We start from the raw sequence: 16,270 nt of genomic DNA, 5'->3' as shown, positions 1-16,270 counted from the left end.
ACGCATGCGCCTGTGGATTCGATCCGTGCCTGCTCCCGCCGAGGCAAAAAAAACGCCGGAAGCTTGCGCTTCCGGCGTTCTGGCTACCCGAGGGCAGCAGACGGATTAGACCGCCTGCACCTGGTCAGCCTGCATACCCTTCTGGCCCTGGACGGCGATGAAGGTGACCTTCTGGCCTTCCTGCAGGGTCTTGAAGCCGGTGCCCTGGATGGCGCGGAAGTGCACGAACAGGTCCGGGCCGCTTTCCGGGGTGATGAAGCCGAAGCCCTTGGCGTCGTTGAACCACTTGACGGTGCCGGTCTGACGTTCAGACATATTTACTAACTCCTGAAACACATGTTGAAAAAAATCGCAGCCACCGGGTATCGGGGCCGAGACTGAGTTGCAGGCGTTGGTAAAGCGGATCGATGAGTGGATCGTGAGATCAACTGCACCAGGCCACGATTCACGGTGACCCTAGCAAACACAGTGGGTCGCACGATACGCGTGTTTTCCCCAAAAAGCGATAGCCCCGGCATTCATCGCCACCCCGCCCCCGCTAGGCGTGGCAAGGGCTGGCAGTCGGTCGGGCCCGGATCCGGGGACCCATTCAGGTTTTTCCTACCCTACACTGGGTAAATGACTGAAGCTGAAACCCCGGCTGAACTGCCCCGTCCCCGCATCTGGGTGGACGCAGACGCCTGCCCCGTTGTCATCCGCGACATCCTGTTCCGGGCCGCCGAGCGGGTCGGCCTGGAGTTGACCCTGGTCGCCAACCAGTGGATCCGCACCCCGCCCTCGCGCTGGATCCGCTCCCTCCAGGTGCCGCAGGGCCTGGACGTTGCTGACAGCGCCATCGTCGAACGGGTCGCCGCCGGCGATCTGGTTGTCACCCAGGACATTCCATTGGCCGCGCTGGTGCTCGAACGAGGCGCGCTGGCCCTGCATCCGCGCGGGGAGCTGTTCACCGCCGACACCATCGCCCAGCGCCTGTCGGTACGCAATTTCATGGAAGAGCTGCGCGGCGCCGGCGTCCAGACCGGGGGCCCGCCTCCCCTGCATGCGCGCGACCGCCAGGCGTTCGGCAGCGCGCTGGACCGCTGGCTGGCCCGCATCCGCGTGGCGCGATGAGGCGGGGCCCGGCTCACGCCACCACTGGGCCCAGCTCCAGGCCCAGCTGACGCTGGCTGCTGAACACCCGTCGTTCCCCATTCAGGGGATCGTCGAAGGACAACGCCCGCGCCAGCAGTTGCAGCGGCGCCTGCGCCCCGCTCGCGGCCGGACGCAGCTGCGGATACAGGTCGTCTCCGATGATGGGCGCGCCCAGCGCCGCCATGTGCACGCGCAACTGGTGCTTGCGACCGGTTCTGGGCTGCAGGCGGTAGCGCCAGACCGGACCTGTCGCGTCGATCACCTCGATGCGGGTACTCGCATTCGGCTCGCCCTCCATTTCGCCCATGCGGAAGAACGGCTGTGCCGGGCCGATGCGGCTGTGGCGCTCGAACGGGAAGTCCAGCGCCGGCAGCGCCGGGGCCAGCGCTTCGTAGGTCTTGTCGATGCGGCGCTCGCGGAACAGGCGCTGGTAGGCATCGCGCGACTCCGGTCGCAGCGAGAACAGGACCAGCCCAGCGGTGAGCCGGTCCAGGCGGTGCAGCGGTGCCAGCTGCGCGTTGCCGGTCCGCGCCACCAGCCGCGCCAGCAGGGTTTCGCGGACATGGGCACCCGCCGGGGTCACCGGCAGGAAGTGCGGCTTGTCGACCACCAGCAGATGCTCGTCCTGGTAGAGGATCGTCTCGTTGAACGGAATGCGCGGCTCGTGGCTGACCTCGCGGAAATACAGGATTTCCAGCCCCACCTGCCACGGCTGGTCCGCCGCCAGCGCCCTGCCCTGCGCATCCTGTACCCGTCCGCGCGCGAACCGGTCCTGCCACTGGCTGCGGTCGATGCGCGGAAAGCGTGCGCACAGGCCGTCGAGCAGGGTCGGCCAATGGCCGGGTGGCAGCTGCAGCCGGCTGGGCAGGGTCATCGCGTCCGCTCCGGCGGCAACAGGAACCGCAAGCGTGCCACCGTTGACGCGCGGCAGACACCCCGGCCACGGACACCCCTGCAGCAAACCTCTATCATTGTCCTCTTTAGTCGACGGATCCCCCATGGCCCTCACCGCCACCATCCGCAAGGCCGAGTTGCAGATCAGCGACATGGATCGCGGCTACTACGCGACCCACAACCTGACCCTGGCCCAGCATCCGTCGGAAACCGACGAGCGCCTGATGGTGCGCCTGCTCACCTTCGCCCTCAACGCCGACGACCGCCTGGAATTCGGCCGGGGCCTGAGTACGGATGACGAGCCGGACCTGTGGCAGCACGACTACACCGGCGACATCCTGCAGTGGATCGACCTCGGCCACCCCGATGAATCCCGTATCCGCAAGGCCAGCAATCGCAGCCGCCAGGTGCAGGTGGTCAACTACGGCGGCAATGCGTCCGACATCTGGTGGGGCAAGCAGGGCAAGGGCCTGGCGCGCTTCGACAACCTGTCGGTGATCGACCTCGATGGCACCTTCGTCGAGCAGTGGGGCCAGCAGATCCAGCGTGCCATGCGCTTCAGCGTGCTGATCCAGGACGGCGAGGTGCAGATCCTCAACGACCAGATCCAGCTCGACATCATCCCCACCTGGCGCAAGCGCGCCAAGGCATGAGTACGACGCGCTGCGACGTCGTGGTGATCGGTGCCGGTGCCGCCGGCCTGATGACCGCGATCACCGCCGGCCGGCGCGGCCGCCAGGTGCAGGTGATCGATCACGCCAACAAGATCGGCAAGAAAATCCTGATGTCCGGCGGTGGCCGCTGCAACTTCACCAACACCGGCACCACCCCGGCCAACTTCCTGTCGGCCAATCCGCACTTCTGCAAATCGGCGCTGGCCCGCTATACGCCTTGGCACTTCATCGAGATGGTCGAGCGCCATGCCATCGCCTATCACGAGAAGGAGCTGGGGCAGCTGTTCTGCGACGTTTCGTCCAAGCAGATCGTGAAGATGCTGGTGGACGAGTGCCAGGCAGCGGGTGCGCACATCCGTACCCACTGCAGCGTCGAGCGCATCGAGCACGGGGCGGATGGCTTCCGTGTGCACACCACGCAGGGGATGTTCCACTGCGCCTCGCTGGTGGTCGCCACCGGTGGCCTGTCCATCCCCAGCCTGGGCGCAACAGGCTTCGGCTACGAGATTGCACGCCAGTTCGGGCATGCCGTGCTGCCGACCCGCGCCGGACTCGTGCCGCTGACCCTCAGCGGCAGGCACCAGGAGCGCCTGGCCGACCTGAGCGGTGTCGCCCTGCCGATCGAGGCGCGCTGCAACGGCATGCAGTTCCAGAATTCCATGTTGCTCACCCATCGTGGCGTCAGCGGCCCGGCGATCCTGCAGATCTCTTCCTTCTGGCAACCCGGCGACGCACTGGAACTGGATCTGCTGCCCGGCCAGGATGCCGGCCAGTGGCTGCGACGGATGAAGCAGGAGCGGCCAGCCGCCGAACTGCGCACGGTGCTGGCCGAGGTCCTGCCCAAGCGCCTGGCCCAGCGCCTGTGCGAACACTGGCTGCCGGACCGCCCGGTACGGCAGCTGGATGAGCCCCAGCTGCGCCAGGCTGCGCAGTTGCTGGGTGCGTTCCCGCTGGTGGCCAGTGGCACCGAAGGCTACCGCACCGCCGAGGTCACGCTGGGCGGCGTGGACACCGCCGACGTTTCGTCCTCCACGATGGAATCCAAGCGCGTGCCGGGCCTGCATTTCGTCGGCGAAGTGCTGGACGTCACTGGCTGGCTTGGCGGCTACAACTTCCAGTGGGCCTGGGCCAGCGGCCACGCCGCCGGCAGCGTGGTGTGAACCGCATCGCCGTTCGGGGTGCGGGATGCCTGCACGCATGGACGGCTCGCCGTGCATCGTGTATCAAGATCCGCAGATTGGGGAGCAGTGCATGCAGAACGCGAACGACATCACCATCCGCCTGCTGATCGTCGACGACAGCGGCGAGAATGCGGAAGCCATCGTCAGCACGCTGCGCAACAGCGGCATCGCCGTGCGCCCCTGGCGCCCGCAGGATTCGGCCGAGCTGTCGCAGGTGCTGGCCAACCAGGCCATCGATCTGGTGCTGGCCTCGCCCTCGCAGGGCATCCCGCTGCCGCTGGTGGCCCAGCACATCGCGGCCAGTGGCAAGGACATTCCGCTGGTGCTGCTGGCCGAGCGCATCGACGAGGATGAGCTGGTCCAGGCCAGCAGCCATGGCATCCGCGCCCTTGCCCTCCGTCAACGGCCGGAGCATCTGCTGGCGGTGGTCCGCGACCAGTGGGTCGACCTGCAGGCGCGCCGCGGGCTGCGCCGCATCGAGGCACAGATGCGCGAGACCGAGCGCCGTTGCGACGCGCTGATTGCCTCCTCCCGCGAACCCATCGCCTATGTGCACGAAGGCATGCACATCCGCGCCAACGATGCCTATCTGGACATGTTCGGCTACGAGCATTTCGACGACATCGAGGGCATCTCGCTGCTGGACATGGTGGCCGCCCAGCATGTTGATGACTTCAAGCAGCTGCTGAAGAGCCTCAGCCGCGGCGAAGCGCCACCACCGCAGTACCAGCTCGATGCACGCCACCAGGATGGCAGTGCGTTTCCGGCAACGATGGAATTCACCGCAGCCACCTATGAGGGCGAATCCTGCCTGCAGGTCGTGTTCCGCCGCCGGATCGAGTTCGACCCGGAACTGGCCCGAGAGGTCGAGGATCTTCGCCAGCGCGACCAGGTGACCGGCCTGCTGAACCGGCCGACCTTCATGCTGCAGGTCGAAAGTGCGGTCGCCCAGGCTGGCCGCAGCGAGGGCCAGTTCGGCCTGCTGCTGGTCGAGCCCGACCACTATGCGCGGCTGATGCCGGACATCGGGCTGGCCTCGGCTGATACCCTCATCGGCGCGCTGGCCTCCCTGCTGGCCGATATCGTGGGTGAGGACGCACAGCTGGCGCGCTTCGGCGAACACAGCTTCGCCGTGCTGCAGGCCGGCCCCTATGCGCAGACCGTGGCACTGGCCGAACGCATCCGTGAGGCATATGCCGCCCATGTGTTCAGCATCGGCGCGCGTTCGGCCACGGTCACCGTGAGCATCGGCGGTGTCCAGGTCGGCGAGAAGATCGCCAGTATCGGCCAGGTCCTGGCGCGTGCCAGCGAGTGCACGCAGGCGGCCGCCGAGCTGGGCAACACCTGTCGCATCTTCGATCCGGCCGCGGTCGATCGGGTCGAGGAAGAACGTGTGCAGCGATGGGTCGGCCGCATCCGCGAAGCCCTGGACGGCGACGGCTTCCAGCTGCATTACCAGCCGGTACTGAACCTGCAGGGCGAGCCACTGGAGCTGTACGAAGCCTATCTGCGACTGGAGCACAACGGTGAACTGCTCAGTCCCACCGCTTTCCTTGGCATCGCCGAGGAACACGGGCTGCTGGCCGAGATCAACCGCTGGGTGGTGTCCAAGGCCATCACGGTGCTGGGGCAGCGCGCGCGCGAAGGCAGCGCCACCCAGATGCTGGTGAAGGTCACCCCCGAATCGTTCGACGACCCGCAGATGATTGCCACCCTGCGTGGTGAACTGAAAGCGCACGGGGTTCCGGGCGAGCGCCTGTGGCTGCATGCGCCGGAAGCGAAGGTGTTCACCCACCTGCGCAGCGCCCAGCAGTTCCTGGCCGCCGTGGCCCCGCTGGGCTGCCGCATCGGCCTGGAACAGTTCGGGTCCGGCCTGGATTCGTTCCAGCTGCTGGCCCACTTCCAGCCGCAGTTCCTCAAGCTGGACCGTGGATTCACCAGCGACCTGGCGGCGACCCGCGAGAACATCGACCGCATCAGCCAGATCACGGCGCGCGCGCAGGAGGCCGGTATCCGCACCATCGCCGAGTTCGTCAGCGATGCCAACTCCATGACGCTGCTGTTCAGTGCAGGCGTGGACTACGTGCAGGGCGACTTCGTCGGTCCGGCGCTGCCGACGATGAGTTTCGACTTCGGGTGATCCCGCATCGCCGGGCATGGCCCGGCGCTACCAAGGGGCGCCGGGGTAACGCCGGCCCATGCACGACGAGCCTGCTAGCGCCGGGCCATGCCCGGCGAGCACAGCGGCGCGCCCTATGTGAAAAGGCCGGCTTTCGCCGGCCTTTTCGATCAGGTCATATCGACCAGATTGTTGATCTTCACATCCGGATCGACGTCGGCCTCGTAGTCGACGCCTTCGACGCCGAAACCGAACAGGCGCAGGAAGTCCGCCTTGTAGCCGGCCAGGTCGCTGATCTCGTACAGGTTTTCGTTGGTCACCTGCGGCCACAGCGCAACCACCTTGCCCTGCACGTCTGCCGCCATTTCCTTGTAGTCCGCACGCAGACGGCCTTCTTCATCGACCAGCGCGACGGTGTGGCCATCGCCATCGACCAGATCGTGGCGCAGGCGGTCGATCGCCACGCCGTCGGCCTTGCCGCCGTAGAGGATGTCGTAGAGCACGTCCAGCTGCTCGATGCAGCCTTCGTGGGTGCCCTTCTCCTTCATCACCTTGAACAGCAGCGACAGGTAGAGCGGCATCGTCGGAATGGCCGAGCTGGCCTGAGTGACCACGGCCTTGAGCACCGACACGCGGGCATCACCGCCGATCTTCGCCAGCTTCTCGCGCAGGCCCAGCACCTTGGTGTCGAGATCCTTCTTGGCAGCGCCGATCGAGCCATTCCAGTAGATGGCCTGGGTGATTTCTTCGCCAACGTAGGTGAAGGCGGTGGTGGTGCAGCCGTTGGCCAGCACGCCGGCATCGGCCAGTGCGTCGATCCACATCTGCCAGTCTTCACCGCCCATCACTGCGACGGTCCCTGCGATTTCCTCCGGCGTCGCCGGCTGCAAAGTGGTCTCGGTGATCACTTCCTTGTCGGTATCCAGGCCACGCAGCGTAATCGGCTCACCGATCGGCTTCAGCGTGGAACTGATCACTTCACCGGTCTTTGGGTGCTTGCGGCGCGGCGCAGCCAGGCTGTAGACGACCTGGTCGACCTGGCCGAGATCGGCCTTGATCATCTCGATGGTGCGCGCCTTCACTTCATCCGAGAACGCATCACCATTGATGCTCTTGGCATACAGGCCGGCCTCATCGGCATAGCGGTGGAACGCCGCCGAGTTGTACCAGCCCGCCGTGCCCGGCTTGGTCTCGCTGCCGGGACGCTCGAAGAACACGCCCAGGGTCGCCGCACCGCTGCCGAACGCGGCAGTGATGCGGGCGGCCAGGCCGTAGCCGGTCGAGGCGCCGATCACCAGCACGCGCTTGGGACCGTTCTGGATCGGCGGGCGGGCGCGGATGTAGTCGATCTGCTGCTTGACGGCGGCGTCGCAGCCGGTCGGATGGGTGGTGACGCAGATGAAGCCGCGGACGCGCGGTTTGATGACCATGGATACCTCGGGTTGGCAGATGCGGCGCGCAGGGCGCTCAGCAGGAATCGGAGGGCGCGCCTGCGCGCGCGAACCGCAGGATCGTAGTGCGCGAGAGCCGAATGCACAACCGACGCTGCCGTAGGGTGGTGTTTGTTTTGCAGGGTTGCACCCTGCACCTGCCGAATCAACGTCAACGTCAACGTCAACGTCAACGTCAGAAGCGAGCTATCTGCGGGATGGCGGGGCAGGTCCGGTTGCGGGGGACGCCGCAAGTACGTCCATGTAGGCTCGGTCGCGCCATCCATGGCGCTCACGCCCCCGCAACCGGACCCACCCCGCCTTCGACAGTTTTCTGCGATCTGTCGGAAATGCTCTTGGGGTCAGATCCGTTTTCCACAGGAAAACGGATCTGACCCCGGATTCATTTCGATCAGCCGCCGGAATCTGTCGAAGGTGGGGCGGTGTCAGAGTGCGGGGTGTCAGCCGCAGGACTGCACGCCCTGCCAACAAAAAACCCCGCTTGCGCGGGGTTCTCTGTGCGTTGCGTGCAGCGCGAACGCTTACGGACGGCGGGCCAGAGCCTCGATGTCCTTGGCCTTCGGCAGCAGGTCCTGCTTGCTCACGCGCAGGAAGCCGATCGTGAGCATCGGCACCGCGACCAGGATCGACGACATGACCACGATCACCGCACCGATCATGTGCGTTTCGGCCAGGCCTTCCATCGAGCTGCCACCGTACAGGTACAGGGCCAGTGCGGACAGGAAGAACATCACCGCGGTGATCACCGTACGCGACAGCGTCTGGTTGATCGAACGGTTCAGCACTTCCATCGGCTCCACGCGCAGGCTGCGGAAGTTCTCGCGGACGCGGTCGAACACCACGATGATGTCGTTGATCGCAAAGCCCATCACCGACAGCAGGCCGGCCAGCACCGTCAGGTCGAACTCGCGGCCCAGCAGGGACACGTAAGCCACCGTCACGATCAGGTCGAACATGGCCACGATGCTGGCGGTGACCGCGAACTTCCATTCAAAGCGGACGGCGATGTAGATCAGGAAGCCGGCCAGCATGAAGATGGTGGCGTACAGGCCGTTCATCGCCAGATCCTTGCCGATCTGCGGGCCGACGAACTCATTGCGCAGCACCGTCGCCTGGTTGTCGGCCGAGGACAGCGCCTTGACCACGGCCGCCGCGGTGGCCTTGTCCTCGGCGGCGGAATCGCCGGTACCCGGGGCATGCTCACCGTGCGGCGCCAGGCGGATCAGCAGGTCGGTACTGCCACCGACGCTCTGCACCTGGGCGCCGTCGAAGCCGCTCTGCTCGAGCTTGGTGCGGACCTGCTCGACGTCCACCGGGCGCTCGAAGCGGGCCTCGATCAGGGTGCCACCGGTGAAGTCCAGGGCATAGTTGAAGCCCTTGAAGCCGATGATGGCGATCGATGCCAGGAACACGATGATCGTGACGACCATGGCGACATGGCGCCACCGCATGAAATCGATCTTGGTGTCGTTCGGGAGGATGTGCAGCGGAAACAGTTTCATGTGCGTGTCGTCCCGTCAGATGGCCACGTTCTGGAGCTTCTTGCGGCGGCCGTAGATCAGCGTCGCCAGCGCACGCGACACGGTGATCGCGGTGAACATGGAGGCGAAAATACCGATGATCATGGTCAGCGCGAAGCCCTTCAGCGGACCGGTACCGAATGCGAACAGTGCCACGCCGACGATCAGGCCGGTCAGGTTGGCGTCGAGGATGGTGCCGGAAGCGCGCTCGTAACCGGTCACGATCGCGGTCTTGCCCGGAACACCGGCCCGCAGCTCTTCACGGATACGCTCGTTGATCAGCACGTTGGCGTCGACCGACAGGCCGACCGACAGCGCCAGGCCGGCGAAGCCCGGCAGGGTCATGGTCGCGCCGAACAACGACATCACCGCCACCACGATCAGCAGGTTGAACAGCATCGCCACCGACGTGATGATGCCGAACATGCGGTAGTAGATGCTGAAGAACACCAGGGTGAACAGGAAGGCGAAGACCACGGCGCGCATGCCGTTCTTGACGTTCTCGGCACCCAGGCTCGGGCCGACCACGCGCTCTTCGACGAAGTCCATCGGCGCGGCCAGCGAGCCGGACTTCAGCAGCTTGGCCAGATCTTCGGCTTCCTTCTTCTGCAGGCCGGTGGTCTGGAAGTTCTTGCCGAACACGCCATTGATGTTGGCCACCGAGATCACTTCCTCGTTGACCTTGAAGCCGCGCACTTCCTGGCCGTCGACCACGGTCACGGTCGGCACGCGTTCGGTGTACACCACCGCCATCGGCTTGTTCACGTTGGCGCTGGTGAAGTCGAACATGCGCTGGCCACCGACGTTGTTCAGCGTCACGCTGACCGCCGGGGCACCGCTGTTGGCGTCGGTCACCGCCTGCGCAGCCACCATCTGGTCGCCGGTGACGATCACGCGCTTGTTCAGCAGGATCGGGCCGCGGCCGTCACGCTGCTGGTAGACCTTGGCTTCCGGCGGGATGCGGCCGGCGTTGATGGCGTCCTGGGCGTTGCCCTCGACCACCGCACGGTATTCCAGGGTGGCGGTCGCACCGATCATGCGCTTGGCTTCGGCCGTGTCCTGCACGCCGGGCAGCTGCACCACGACGCGGTCGGCGCCCTGGCGCTGGATGATCGGCTCGGCCACGCCCAGCTGGTTCACGCGGTTGCGCAGGGTATTGATGTTCTGCTCGATGGCGCCGTTGGCGATCTGCGAGATCTCGGCCTCCGGCACGGTCACCGTGATGCGGCTGCCGCTGACGTCATAACCGAGGGTCGGCTGCGCCTTGAGCAGGGCCGTGCGGGCGCGCTGCGCGGCGTCGTCACCGGCGGACGGGCTCAGGTTGGCCACGATGCTGTTGTCGGCGCGACGCTCGACCGACTGGTACGGAATGCGTGCGTCGCGCAGGGTGCTGCGCACGTCTTCGGTATAGGCATCCAGGCGCTTGTCCAGCGCAGCCTTCTGGTCCACCTGCAGCACGAAGTGCACGCCGCCCTGCAGGTCCAGGCCGAGCGTCATCGGGCGACCGCCAAGATTGGCCAGCCAGTCCGGAACGGTGGATGCCAGGTTCAGCGCGACCGTGTAGTTCTCACCCACGCTGTCGCGCAGCAGGTCGCTTGCCGCGGCCTGGGTCTTGAGGTCCGGCAGGCGGACGATCAGGCTCTCGCCTTCCTTCTCGGCGCCGAGGCTGGCGATGCCGGCCTTCTTCAGGTCAGCCACCACGCGGTCGCGGAGGGCGTCGTCGACCTGTCCGCCACGGTTGGCGGTGATCTGGACGGCCGCGTCCTTCTGGTAGATGTTGGGCAGCGCATACAGCGTACTGAGCGCAAGTACGATCAGGATGACGACGTACTTCCAGCGTGGAAATTCGAGCATTGCTTGGGTCCCGCGCGGCGCCATCCCCGGCGCCGCGGTTGTGCATCGGAAAGGGAGTGGCTTACTGGGCCGACTTCAGGGTACCGGCCGGCAGCACGTTGCCGACAGCGCCCTTCTGCACGCGGATGCGCACGTTCTCGGCCACTTCCAGGGTGACGAAGTTGTCGCCGATGTCGGTGACCACGCCGGCGATGCCACCGTTGGTCAGCACTTCGTCGCCACGCTTGATCTTCTCCAGCATGGCCTTGTGCTCCTTCTGCCGCTTCATCTGCGGGCGGATCATCAGGAAGTACATGATGGCGATCAGGATGATCGGGAACAGCAGCGTGGTCAGGCCCATGCCCTGCGGTTGGCCACCGGCGGCCTGGGCGTGGGCGGCGGGAATCAGGAAGGCAAGCAGGTTCATCTTTGGTCCTTTGGTTGGGCGGCGCTCCGGCCCTTTCACGGGCGCGGGGTGTCGACCGCGGATCTGGGTCAGCCTTGAAGTATGCCATGGCCCCGGACGTTCGTCCCCGGGCCGTTCGGCAGGGGGGCGCCGGGTTACAGCGGCGGCGGAACCGCTCCGCGTGCCGCATAGAAGGACTCGCGGAAGGCCTGGAAGGTTCCCGCCTCGATCGCCGCCCGGATGTCGGCCATCAGCTTCTCGTAGTAGAACAGGTTGTGCAGGGTGCCCAGCATCGGCGCCAGCATCTCGTTGCAGCGGTCCAGGTGGCGCAGGTACGAGCGGGTGTAGCCGCCGGTACAGGCCACGCAGCCGCAGCCCGGTTCGATCGGGTCCATGTCCCGCGCATACTGCGAATTGCGGATGCGGACGGTACCGAACGAGGTGAAGTAATGCCCGTTGCGCGCGTTGCGGGTCGGCATCACGCAGTCGAACATATCGACGCCGCGTGCGACACCCTCGACCAGGTCTTCCGGCCGGCCCACGCCCATCAGGTAGCGCGGGCGGTCGCCCGGCAGCTCCGGATCCAGGTGGTCGAGCATGGCGTTGCGCTCGTGCTCCGGCTCGCCCACGGCCAGGCCACCGATGGCATAGCCATCGAAGCCGATCGCCTGCAGGGCCTCGGCCGAGCGGCTGCGCAGGTCGGTATGCACCCCCCCCTGGACGATCCCGAACAGGGCCGCATCGTTGCCGAGCTCGTCATGGGCGTTGCGGCTGCGCTGGGCCCAGCGCAGGCTCAGCTCCATCGACCGGCGGGCGACGTCCTCGGTGGCCGGGTACGGGGTGCACTCGTCGAAGATCATCACCACGTCCGAATCGAGCACCTTCTGGATCTTCATGCTCTCTTCCGGGCCGAGGAACACCCGGGCCCCGTCGGTCGGCGAAGCGAAGGTCACGCCTTGTTCGGTGATCTTGCGGCGGTGGGCCAGCGAGAACACCTGGAAACCGCCGGAATCGGTCAGGATCGGGCCGTCCCAGCGGCAGAAGCCATGCAGTCCGCCGTGGTCGGCGATGATGTCCAGGCCCGGACGCAGGTACAGATGGAAGGTGTTGCCAAGGATGATCTCGGCCGCCAGCGCGCGCACCTGGTCCGGCAGGATGCCCTTGACCGAGCCATAGGTTCCCACCGGCATGAAGGCCGGCGTTTCCACCGTGCCGCGCGGGAAGGTCAGGCGGCCGCGACGGGCACGGCCGTCGCGGGTCTTGAGCTGGAACTGCAGTCGGGACATGGAGCGGTCGTTCAGGCAAATAGTCGCCTATTGTCTCCCAAGAAGGCCGCTGCAGGTAGCGCCGGGCCATGCCCGGCGACCGTCGCACCGCCCCCCCTCGCCGCCGGGCGTGGCCCGGCGCTACCGTTATCGTCCCTGCGGGAACAGCAGCATCGCGTCGCCGTAACTGAAGAAGCGATAGCGCTGCTGGATCGCGTGCTGATAGGCCTCGAACACCCGCTCCTTGCCGGCAAAGGCCGAAATCATCATCAACAGGGTGCTTTCCGGCAGATGGAAATTGGTCACCATCGCGTCAACGCTGCGGATCCGATAGCCCGGGGTGATGAAGATCTGCGTCTCGCCGGCGAACGGCAACAGCTCGCCGTCACGCATCGCACTTTCCAGCGCGCGCACCACGGTGGTGCCGACACCGATCACGCGCCCGCCCGCAGCGCGGGTCCGACGCACCTGCTGCACCAGCTCGGCGCCCACGTTCAGCCACTCGCGGTGCATCACGTGGTCCTTCAGGTCATCGGCTCGCACCGGCTGGAAGGTGCCTGCCCCCACGTGCAGGGTGACGTGGCCGAACTCCACGCCCTTGTCCTTCAGCGCGGCCAACAGCGGTTCATCGAAATGCAGGCCGGCGGTCGGTGCCGCCACCGCTCCCACCTCCCGCGCGAACACGGTCTGGTAGCGCTCGCGGTCGTCCACGCCCGGCTCGCGCTGGATGTAGGGGGGCAGCGGCAGGCGTCCGGCGTGCAGCAGCCACTGCTCCAGTGACTCAGGCACATGGAACTGCAGCACATAGAACTCGCCGTCGCGGCCCAGCACTTCGGCTTCGCCACCGGCATCGAGCGCGATGCGGCTGCCGGCCTTGGGCGACTTGCTGGCGCCGACCTGGGCGCGCGCCTGCTGGCCGCCGAGCAGGCGCTCGATCAGGATCTCGACCCGCCCACCGCTGGCCTTCTGCCCGAACAGGCGCGCCGGAATCACGCGCGTATCGTTGAATACCAGCAGGTCGCCCGGCTGCAGCAGCGAGGGCAGATCACGCACCTGCAGGTCGGTGAAGGCGGCAGGGGCCGGAGGCACCAGCAGCAGGCGGCTGGCGGAACGTTCGGCCAGCGGCGCCTGCGCGATCAGTTCAGCCGGCAGGTCGTAGTGGAAATCGGACTTCTTCAAGGCAGTGGGCGGCAACAGGTCGACAATGGCGCGCATTGTACGGCCAGCGTCTGCGAGCCGGCGTGGTCCGCGGCGAACGTCGCGCAAAATGCTGCTATGCAACAGGTTTCTGCGGGGTTATCGCGCAAAAAAACAAGTGCTAGCATCGAGATGGAAGTCCGCTGCACGAGGCCGCCCAGCGCGCGTGATGACGCGCGTTTTGCTTTTTGATGGCCCGTGCGCCCCATTGTTTCAGGAGATCTGCAATGAGCTTCATCGAACGCCTCGCCCCCCTGCGCAGCCAGCCCGGCACCCGCCTCACCACCGGCCTGGACGACGCCACCCTGACCACCCTGTCCGCCCACCATCCGCAGCTGGTGGCTGCGGTCGAGGCCGCCGCCGCGGAGTTCGCCCGTGTGCAGGGCGAACTGGGGCCGTTGCTGGGGCAGGACGAACAGGTGCAGATCGATGCCATGCAGGACGGGTTCGTCAATTTCTACGCCGACGACGCCGTTACGCCCTATGTGGCGCTGGCCGCGCGCGGCCCGTGGGTGGTCACCCTGAAGGGGGCGGTGCTGTATGACGCTGGCGGCTACGGCATGCTCGGCTTCGGTCATACCCCCGACACGGTGCTGGAGGCGATGGCCCGACCGCAGGTGATGGCCAACATCATGACCCCCAGCCTGTCACAGCAGCGCTTCATCACCGCCCTTCGCGCCGAGATCGGCCACCGTCGTGGCGGCTGCCCGTTCGCCCGTTTCATGTGCCTGAACTCCGGCTCGGAAGCGGTCGGGCTGGCCGCACGCATCGCCGACGTCAACGCCAAGCTGCAGACCGACCCGGGTGCGCGCCACGCCGGCGCCGCGATCAAGCGCGTGGTGGTCAAGGGCAGCTTCCATGGCCGCACCGACCGGCCGGCGCTGTACTCCGATTCCAGCCGCAAGAGCTACATGCAGCATCTGGCCAGCTACCGTGGCGAGGATTCGGTGATCACCGTGGCGCCGTACGACGAAGCCGGCCTGCGCGCGGTGTTCGAGGACGCCGCCCGCAACAAGTGGTTCATCGAGGCGGTGTTCCTGGAGCCGGTCATGGGCGAAGGCGATCCGGGCCGCTCGGTGCCGCCGTCGTTCTATGCCCTGGCCCGCGAATTGACGCGCGCGCACGGCAGCCTGCTGCTGCTCGATTCGATCCAGGCCGGCCTGCGCGCGCACGGCGTGCTGTCGGTGGTTGACTACCCGGGCTTCGAAGGCCTGGATCCGCCGGACATGGAAACCTACTCGAAGGCCCTGAACGCGGCCCAGTACCCGCTGTCGGTGCTGGCGGTGACCGAGCATGCCGCACAGCTGTACCGCAAGGGCATCTACGGCAACACCATGACCAGCAACCCGCGTGCGCTGGACGTGGCCTGCGCGACGCTGGCACAGCTGACCCCGCAGGTGCGCGCCAACATTGCCGAGCGCGGCGCCGAAGCCGTGCGCAAGCTGGAACAGCTCAAGGGCGAGCTTGGCGGGCTGATCACCAAGGTGCAGGGTACCGGCCTGCTGTTCTCGTGCGAGCTGGCGCCGCAGTTCAAGTGCTACGGCAGTGGTTCCACCGAAGAATGGCTGCGCCGGCATGGCATCAATGTGATCCATGGCGGCGAGAACTCGCTGCGCTTCACGCCCCACTTCGGCATGGACAGCGAAGAGCTGGATCTGCTGGTGGGCATGGTCGGCCGCGCCCTGCGTGAAGGCCCGCGACGCGAGCAGGCTGCGGCGGCGTAAGCCCCCGCTTTTTGTAGAGCCGAAGGCAGCGGCAGGAGCCGCTGCCAACGTCGCTGGCGACGGCCCGAAGGGTGCCGGTCAGGACGACCGGCATAGCCCATGCTCGGCTAGGGCATTGCCGCGATCTGAACGAAGAGCAGCCGAGCATGGCTCGGCTCTACAGAAGGCCTCTCAAGGCCTCATAATCCTTGGACACCCCGTCCCTGACCGCCCTGCGGTCGGCGACGGGGCGTTTTCGTTTCCGGCCAAGAGACAGGAAGATCCATGAAATCGATCTGTGTGTACTGTGGTTCCAACGCTGGCAGCAAGCCGGCCTATACCGAACGCGCCATTGCACTGGGCGACCGCATCGCCCGCGACGGCCTGCGCCTGGTGTATGGCGGCGGCAACGTCGGCCTGATGGGAACCGTGGCCAATGCCGTGCTCGCGGCCGGCGGCGAGGTCACCGGCGTGATTCCCCGCCAGCTGGCCGACTGGGAAGTGGCCCATCGTGGCCTGACCGAGCTGGAGATCGTCGGCTCGATGCACGAACGCAAGTCGCGCATGTTCGACCTGGCCGACGGCTTCGTCGCCCTGCCCGGCGGCTTCGGCACCATGGAGGAGATCTTCGAGATGCTGACCTGGCGCCAGCTGGGCATCGGCAACAAGCCCTGTGCATTCCTGGACGTGGACGGCTTCTACGCGCCGCTGATCGGCATGATCGATCGCATGGTGGATGAGCGCTTCCTGCACCCGGACCAGCGCCAGGACCTGTGGTACGGCTCGGACATCGAGCAGATGCTGGAGTGGATGAAGAACTACCAGCCGGCACAGGCCTCCAAGTGGATCGACGAGAAGCGCCGCGCCGCCCTGCGTTGATCGTCCGCCGCGTGGCG

General features: G+C 66.5%; 14 protein-coding genes. 6 read left to right on the top strand and 8 right to left on the bottom strand.

Annotated elements, in window-relative coordinates:
• Positions 1–105 precede the first annotated feature (105 nt).
• Complete coding sequence (locus tag ACX9OW_RS03025) at positions 106–315, bottom strand: cold-shock protein (RefSeq protein ID WP_005416210.1); 210 nt, start codon at positions 313–315, stop codon at positions 106–108.
• A gap of 303 nt (positions 316–618) precedes the next feature.
• Between ACX9OW_RS03025 and ACX9OW_RS03020 the strand changes: the two genes are divergently transcribed.
• Positions 619–1,110, top strand: coding sequence for a YaiI/YqxD family protein (locus ACX9OW_RS03020; protein WP_053517778.1), 492 nt, complete (start codon positions 619–621; stop codon positions 1,108–1,110).
• 13 nt (positions 1,111–1,123) lie between these two features.
• Here the strand turns inward: ACX9OW_RS03020 and ACX9OW_RS03015 are convergent, their stop codons facing one another.
• Positions 1,124–2,005: a pseudouridine synthase gene (locus ACX9OW_RS03015; protein WP_065181315.1), complete on the bottom strand. Its 882-nt coding sequence runs from the start codon at positions 2,003–2,005 to the stop codon at positions 1,124–1,126.
• Positions 2,006–2,129: 124 nt separating this feature from the next.
• Between ACX9OW_RS03015 and ACX9OW_RS03010 the strand changes: the two genes are divergently transcribed.
• From ACX9OW_RS03010 to ACX9OW_RS03000, 3 genes are all read left to right on the top strand, one after another.
• Entirely contained in the window at positions 2,130–2,678 is a 549-nt protein-coding gene (locus tag ACX9OW_RS03010) for a YaeQ family protein (protein ID WP_053517781.1), read from the top strand.
• On the top strand, positions 2,675–3,859 hold the full coding sequence (locus ACX9OW_RS03005; protein ID WP_065181314.1) for a BaiN/RdsA family NAD(P)/FAD-dependent oxidoreductase: 1,185 nt from the start codon (positions 2,675–2,677) through the stop codon (positions 3,857–3,859). Before ACX9OW_RS03010 ends, ACX9OW_RS03005 begins: the two co-directional genes overlap by 4 nt.
• A 91-nt stretch (positions 3,860–3,950) precedes the next feature.
• The gene (locus ACX9OW_RS03000; RefSeq protein ID WP_197572103.1) at positions 3,951–6,020 is read left to right on the top strand and encodes an EAL domain-containing response regulator; all 2,070 of its coding nucleotides are present in this window, start codon (positions 3,951–3,953) and stop codon (positions 6,018–6,020) included.
• Between the two features lie 149 nt (positions 6,021–6,169).
• Here the strand turns inward: ACX9OW_RS03000 and fabV are convergent, their stop codons facing one another.
• From fabV to queA, 6 genes are all read right to left on the bottom strand, one after another.
• Positions 6,170–7,429, bottom strand: coding sequence for an enoyl-ACP reductase FabV (gene fabV / locus ACX9OW_RS02995; RefSeq protein ID WP_053520465.1), 1,260 nt, complete (start codon positions 7,427–7,429; stop codon positions 6,170–6,172).
• 542 nt (positions 7,430–7,971) lie between these two features.
• A complete protein-coding gene (gene secF, locus ACX9OW_RS02990; RefSeq protein ID WP_053519778.1) occupies positions 7,972–8,952 on the bottom strand; it encodes a protein translocase subunit SecF in 981 nt (326 codons plus the stop codon).
• A gap of 15 nt (positions 8,953–8,967) precedes the next feature.
• The gene (secD, locus tag ACX9OW_RS02985) at positions 8,968–10,824 is read right to left on the bottom strand and encodes a protein translocase subunit SecD (RefSeq protein WP_053519779.1); all 1,857 of its coding nucleotides are present in this window, start codon (positions 10,822–10,824) and stop codon (positions 8,968–8,970) included.
• A 61-nt stretch (positions 10,825–10,885) separates the two neighbouring features.
• Positions 10,886–11,230, bottom strand: a complete 345-nt coding sequence (yajC, locus tag ACX9OW_RS02980; RefSeq protein WP_053519780.1) for a preprotein translocase subunit YajC — start codon at positions 11,228–11,230, stop codon at positions 10,886–10,888.
• Between the two features lie 134 nt (positions 11,231–11,364).
• Positions 11,365–12,495, bottom strand: a complete 1,131-nt coding sequence (tgt, locus tag ACX9OW_RS02975) for a tRNA guanosine(34) transglycosylase Tgt (protein ID WP_459061901.1) — start codon at positions 12,493–12,495, stop codon at positions 11,365–11,367.
• A 126-nt stretch (positions 12,496–12,621) separates the two neighbouring features.
• The gene (queA, locus tag ACX9OW_RS02970; RefSeq protein WP_128988967.1) at positions 12,622–13,689 is read right to left on the bottom strand and encodes a tRNA preQ1(34) S-adenosylmethionine ribosyltransferase-isomerase QueA; all 1,068 of its coding nucleotides are present in this window, start codon (positions 13,687–13,689) and stop codon (positions 12,622–12,624) included.
• A gap of 209 nt (positions 13,690–13,898) precedes the next feature.
• Here queA and ACX9OW_RS02965 point away from each other — a divergent pair, with 209 nt between their 5' ends.
• Together ACX9OW_RS02965 and ACX9OW_RS02960 are read left to right on the top strand one after the other, a co-directional pair.
• The gene (locus tag ACX9OW_RS02965) at positions 13,899–15,395 is read left to right on the top strand and encodes an aminotransferase class III-fold pyridoxal phosphate-dependent enzyme (protein WP_459061900.1); all 1,497 of its coding nucleotides are present in this window, start codon (positions 13,899–13,901) and stop codon (positions 15,393–15,395) included.
• A 264-nt stretch (positions 15,396–15,659) separates the two neighbouring features.
• Positions 15,660–16,253 carry an LOG family protein gene (locus ACX9OW_RS02960; protein WP_065175031.1) on the top strand — a complete coding sequence of 198 codons (594 nt, stop codon included), beginning with the start codon at positions 15,660–15,662 and terminating at the stop codon, positions 16,251–16,253.
• The last annotated feature ends 17 nt before the right edge of the window (positions 16,254–16,270 follow it).

Source organism: Stenotrophomonas genospecies 5, assembly GCF_054473825.1.
The sequence above is the reverse complement of the archived record's forward strand: the minus strand, read 5'-3'. Positions and strand labels throughout refer to the sequence as shown.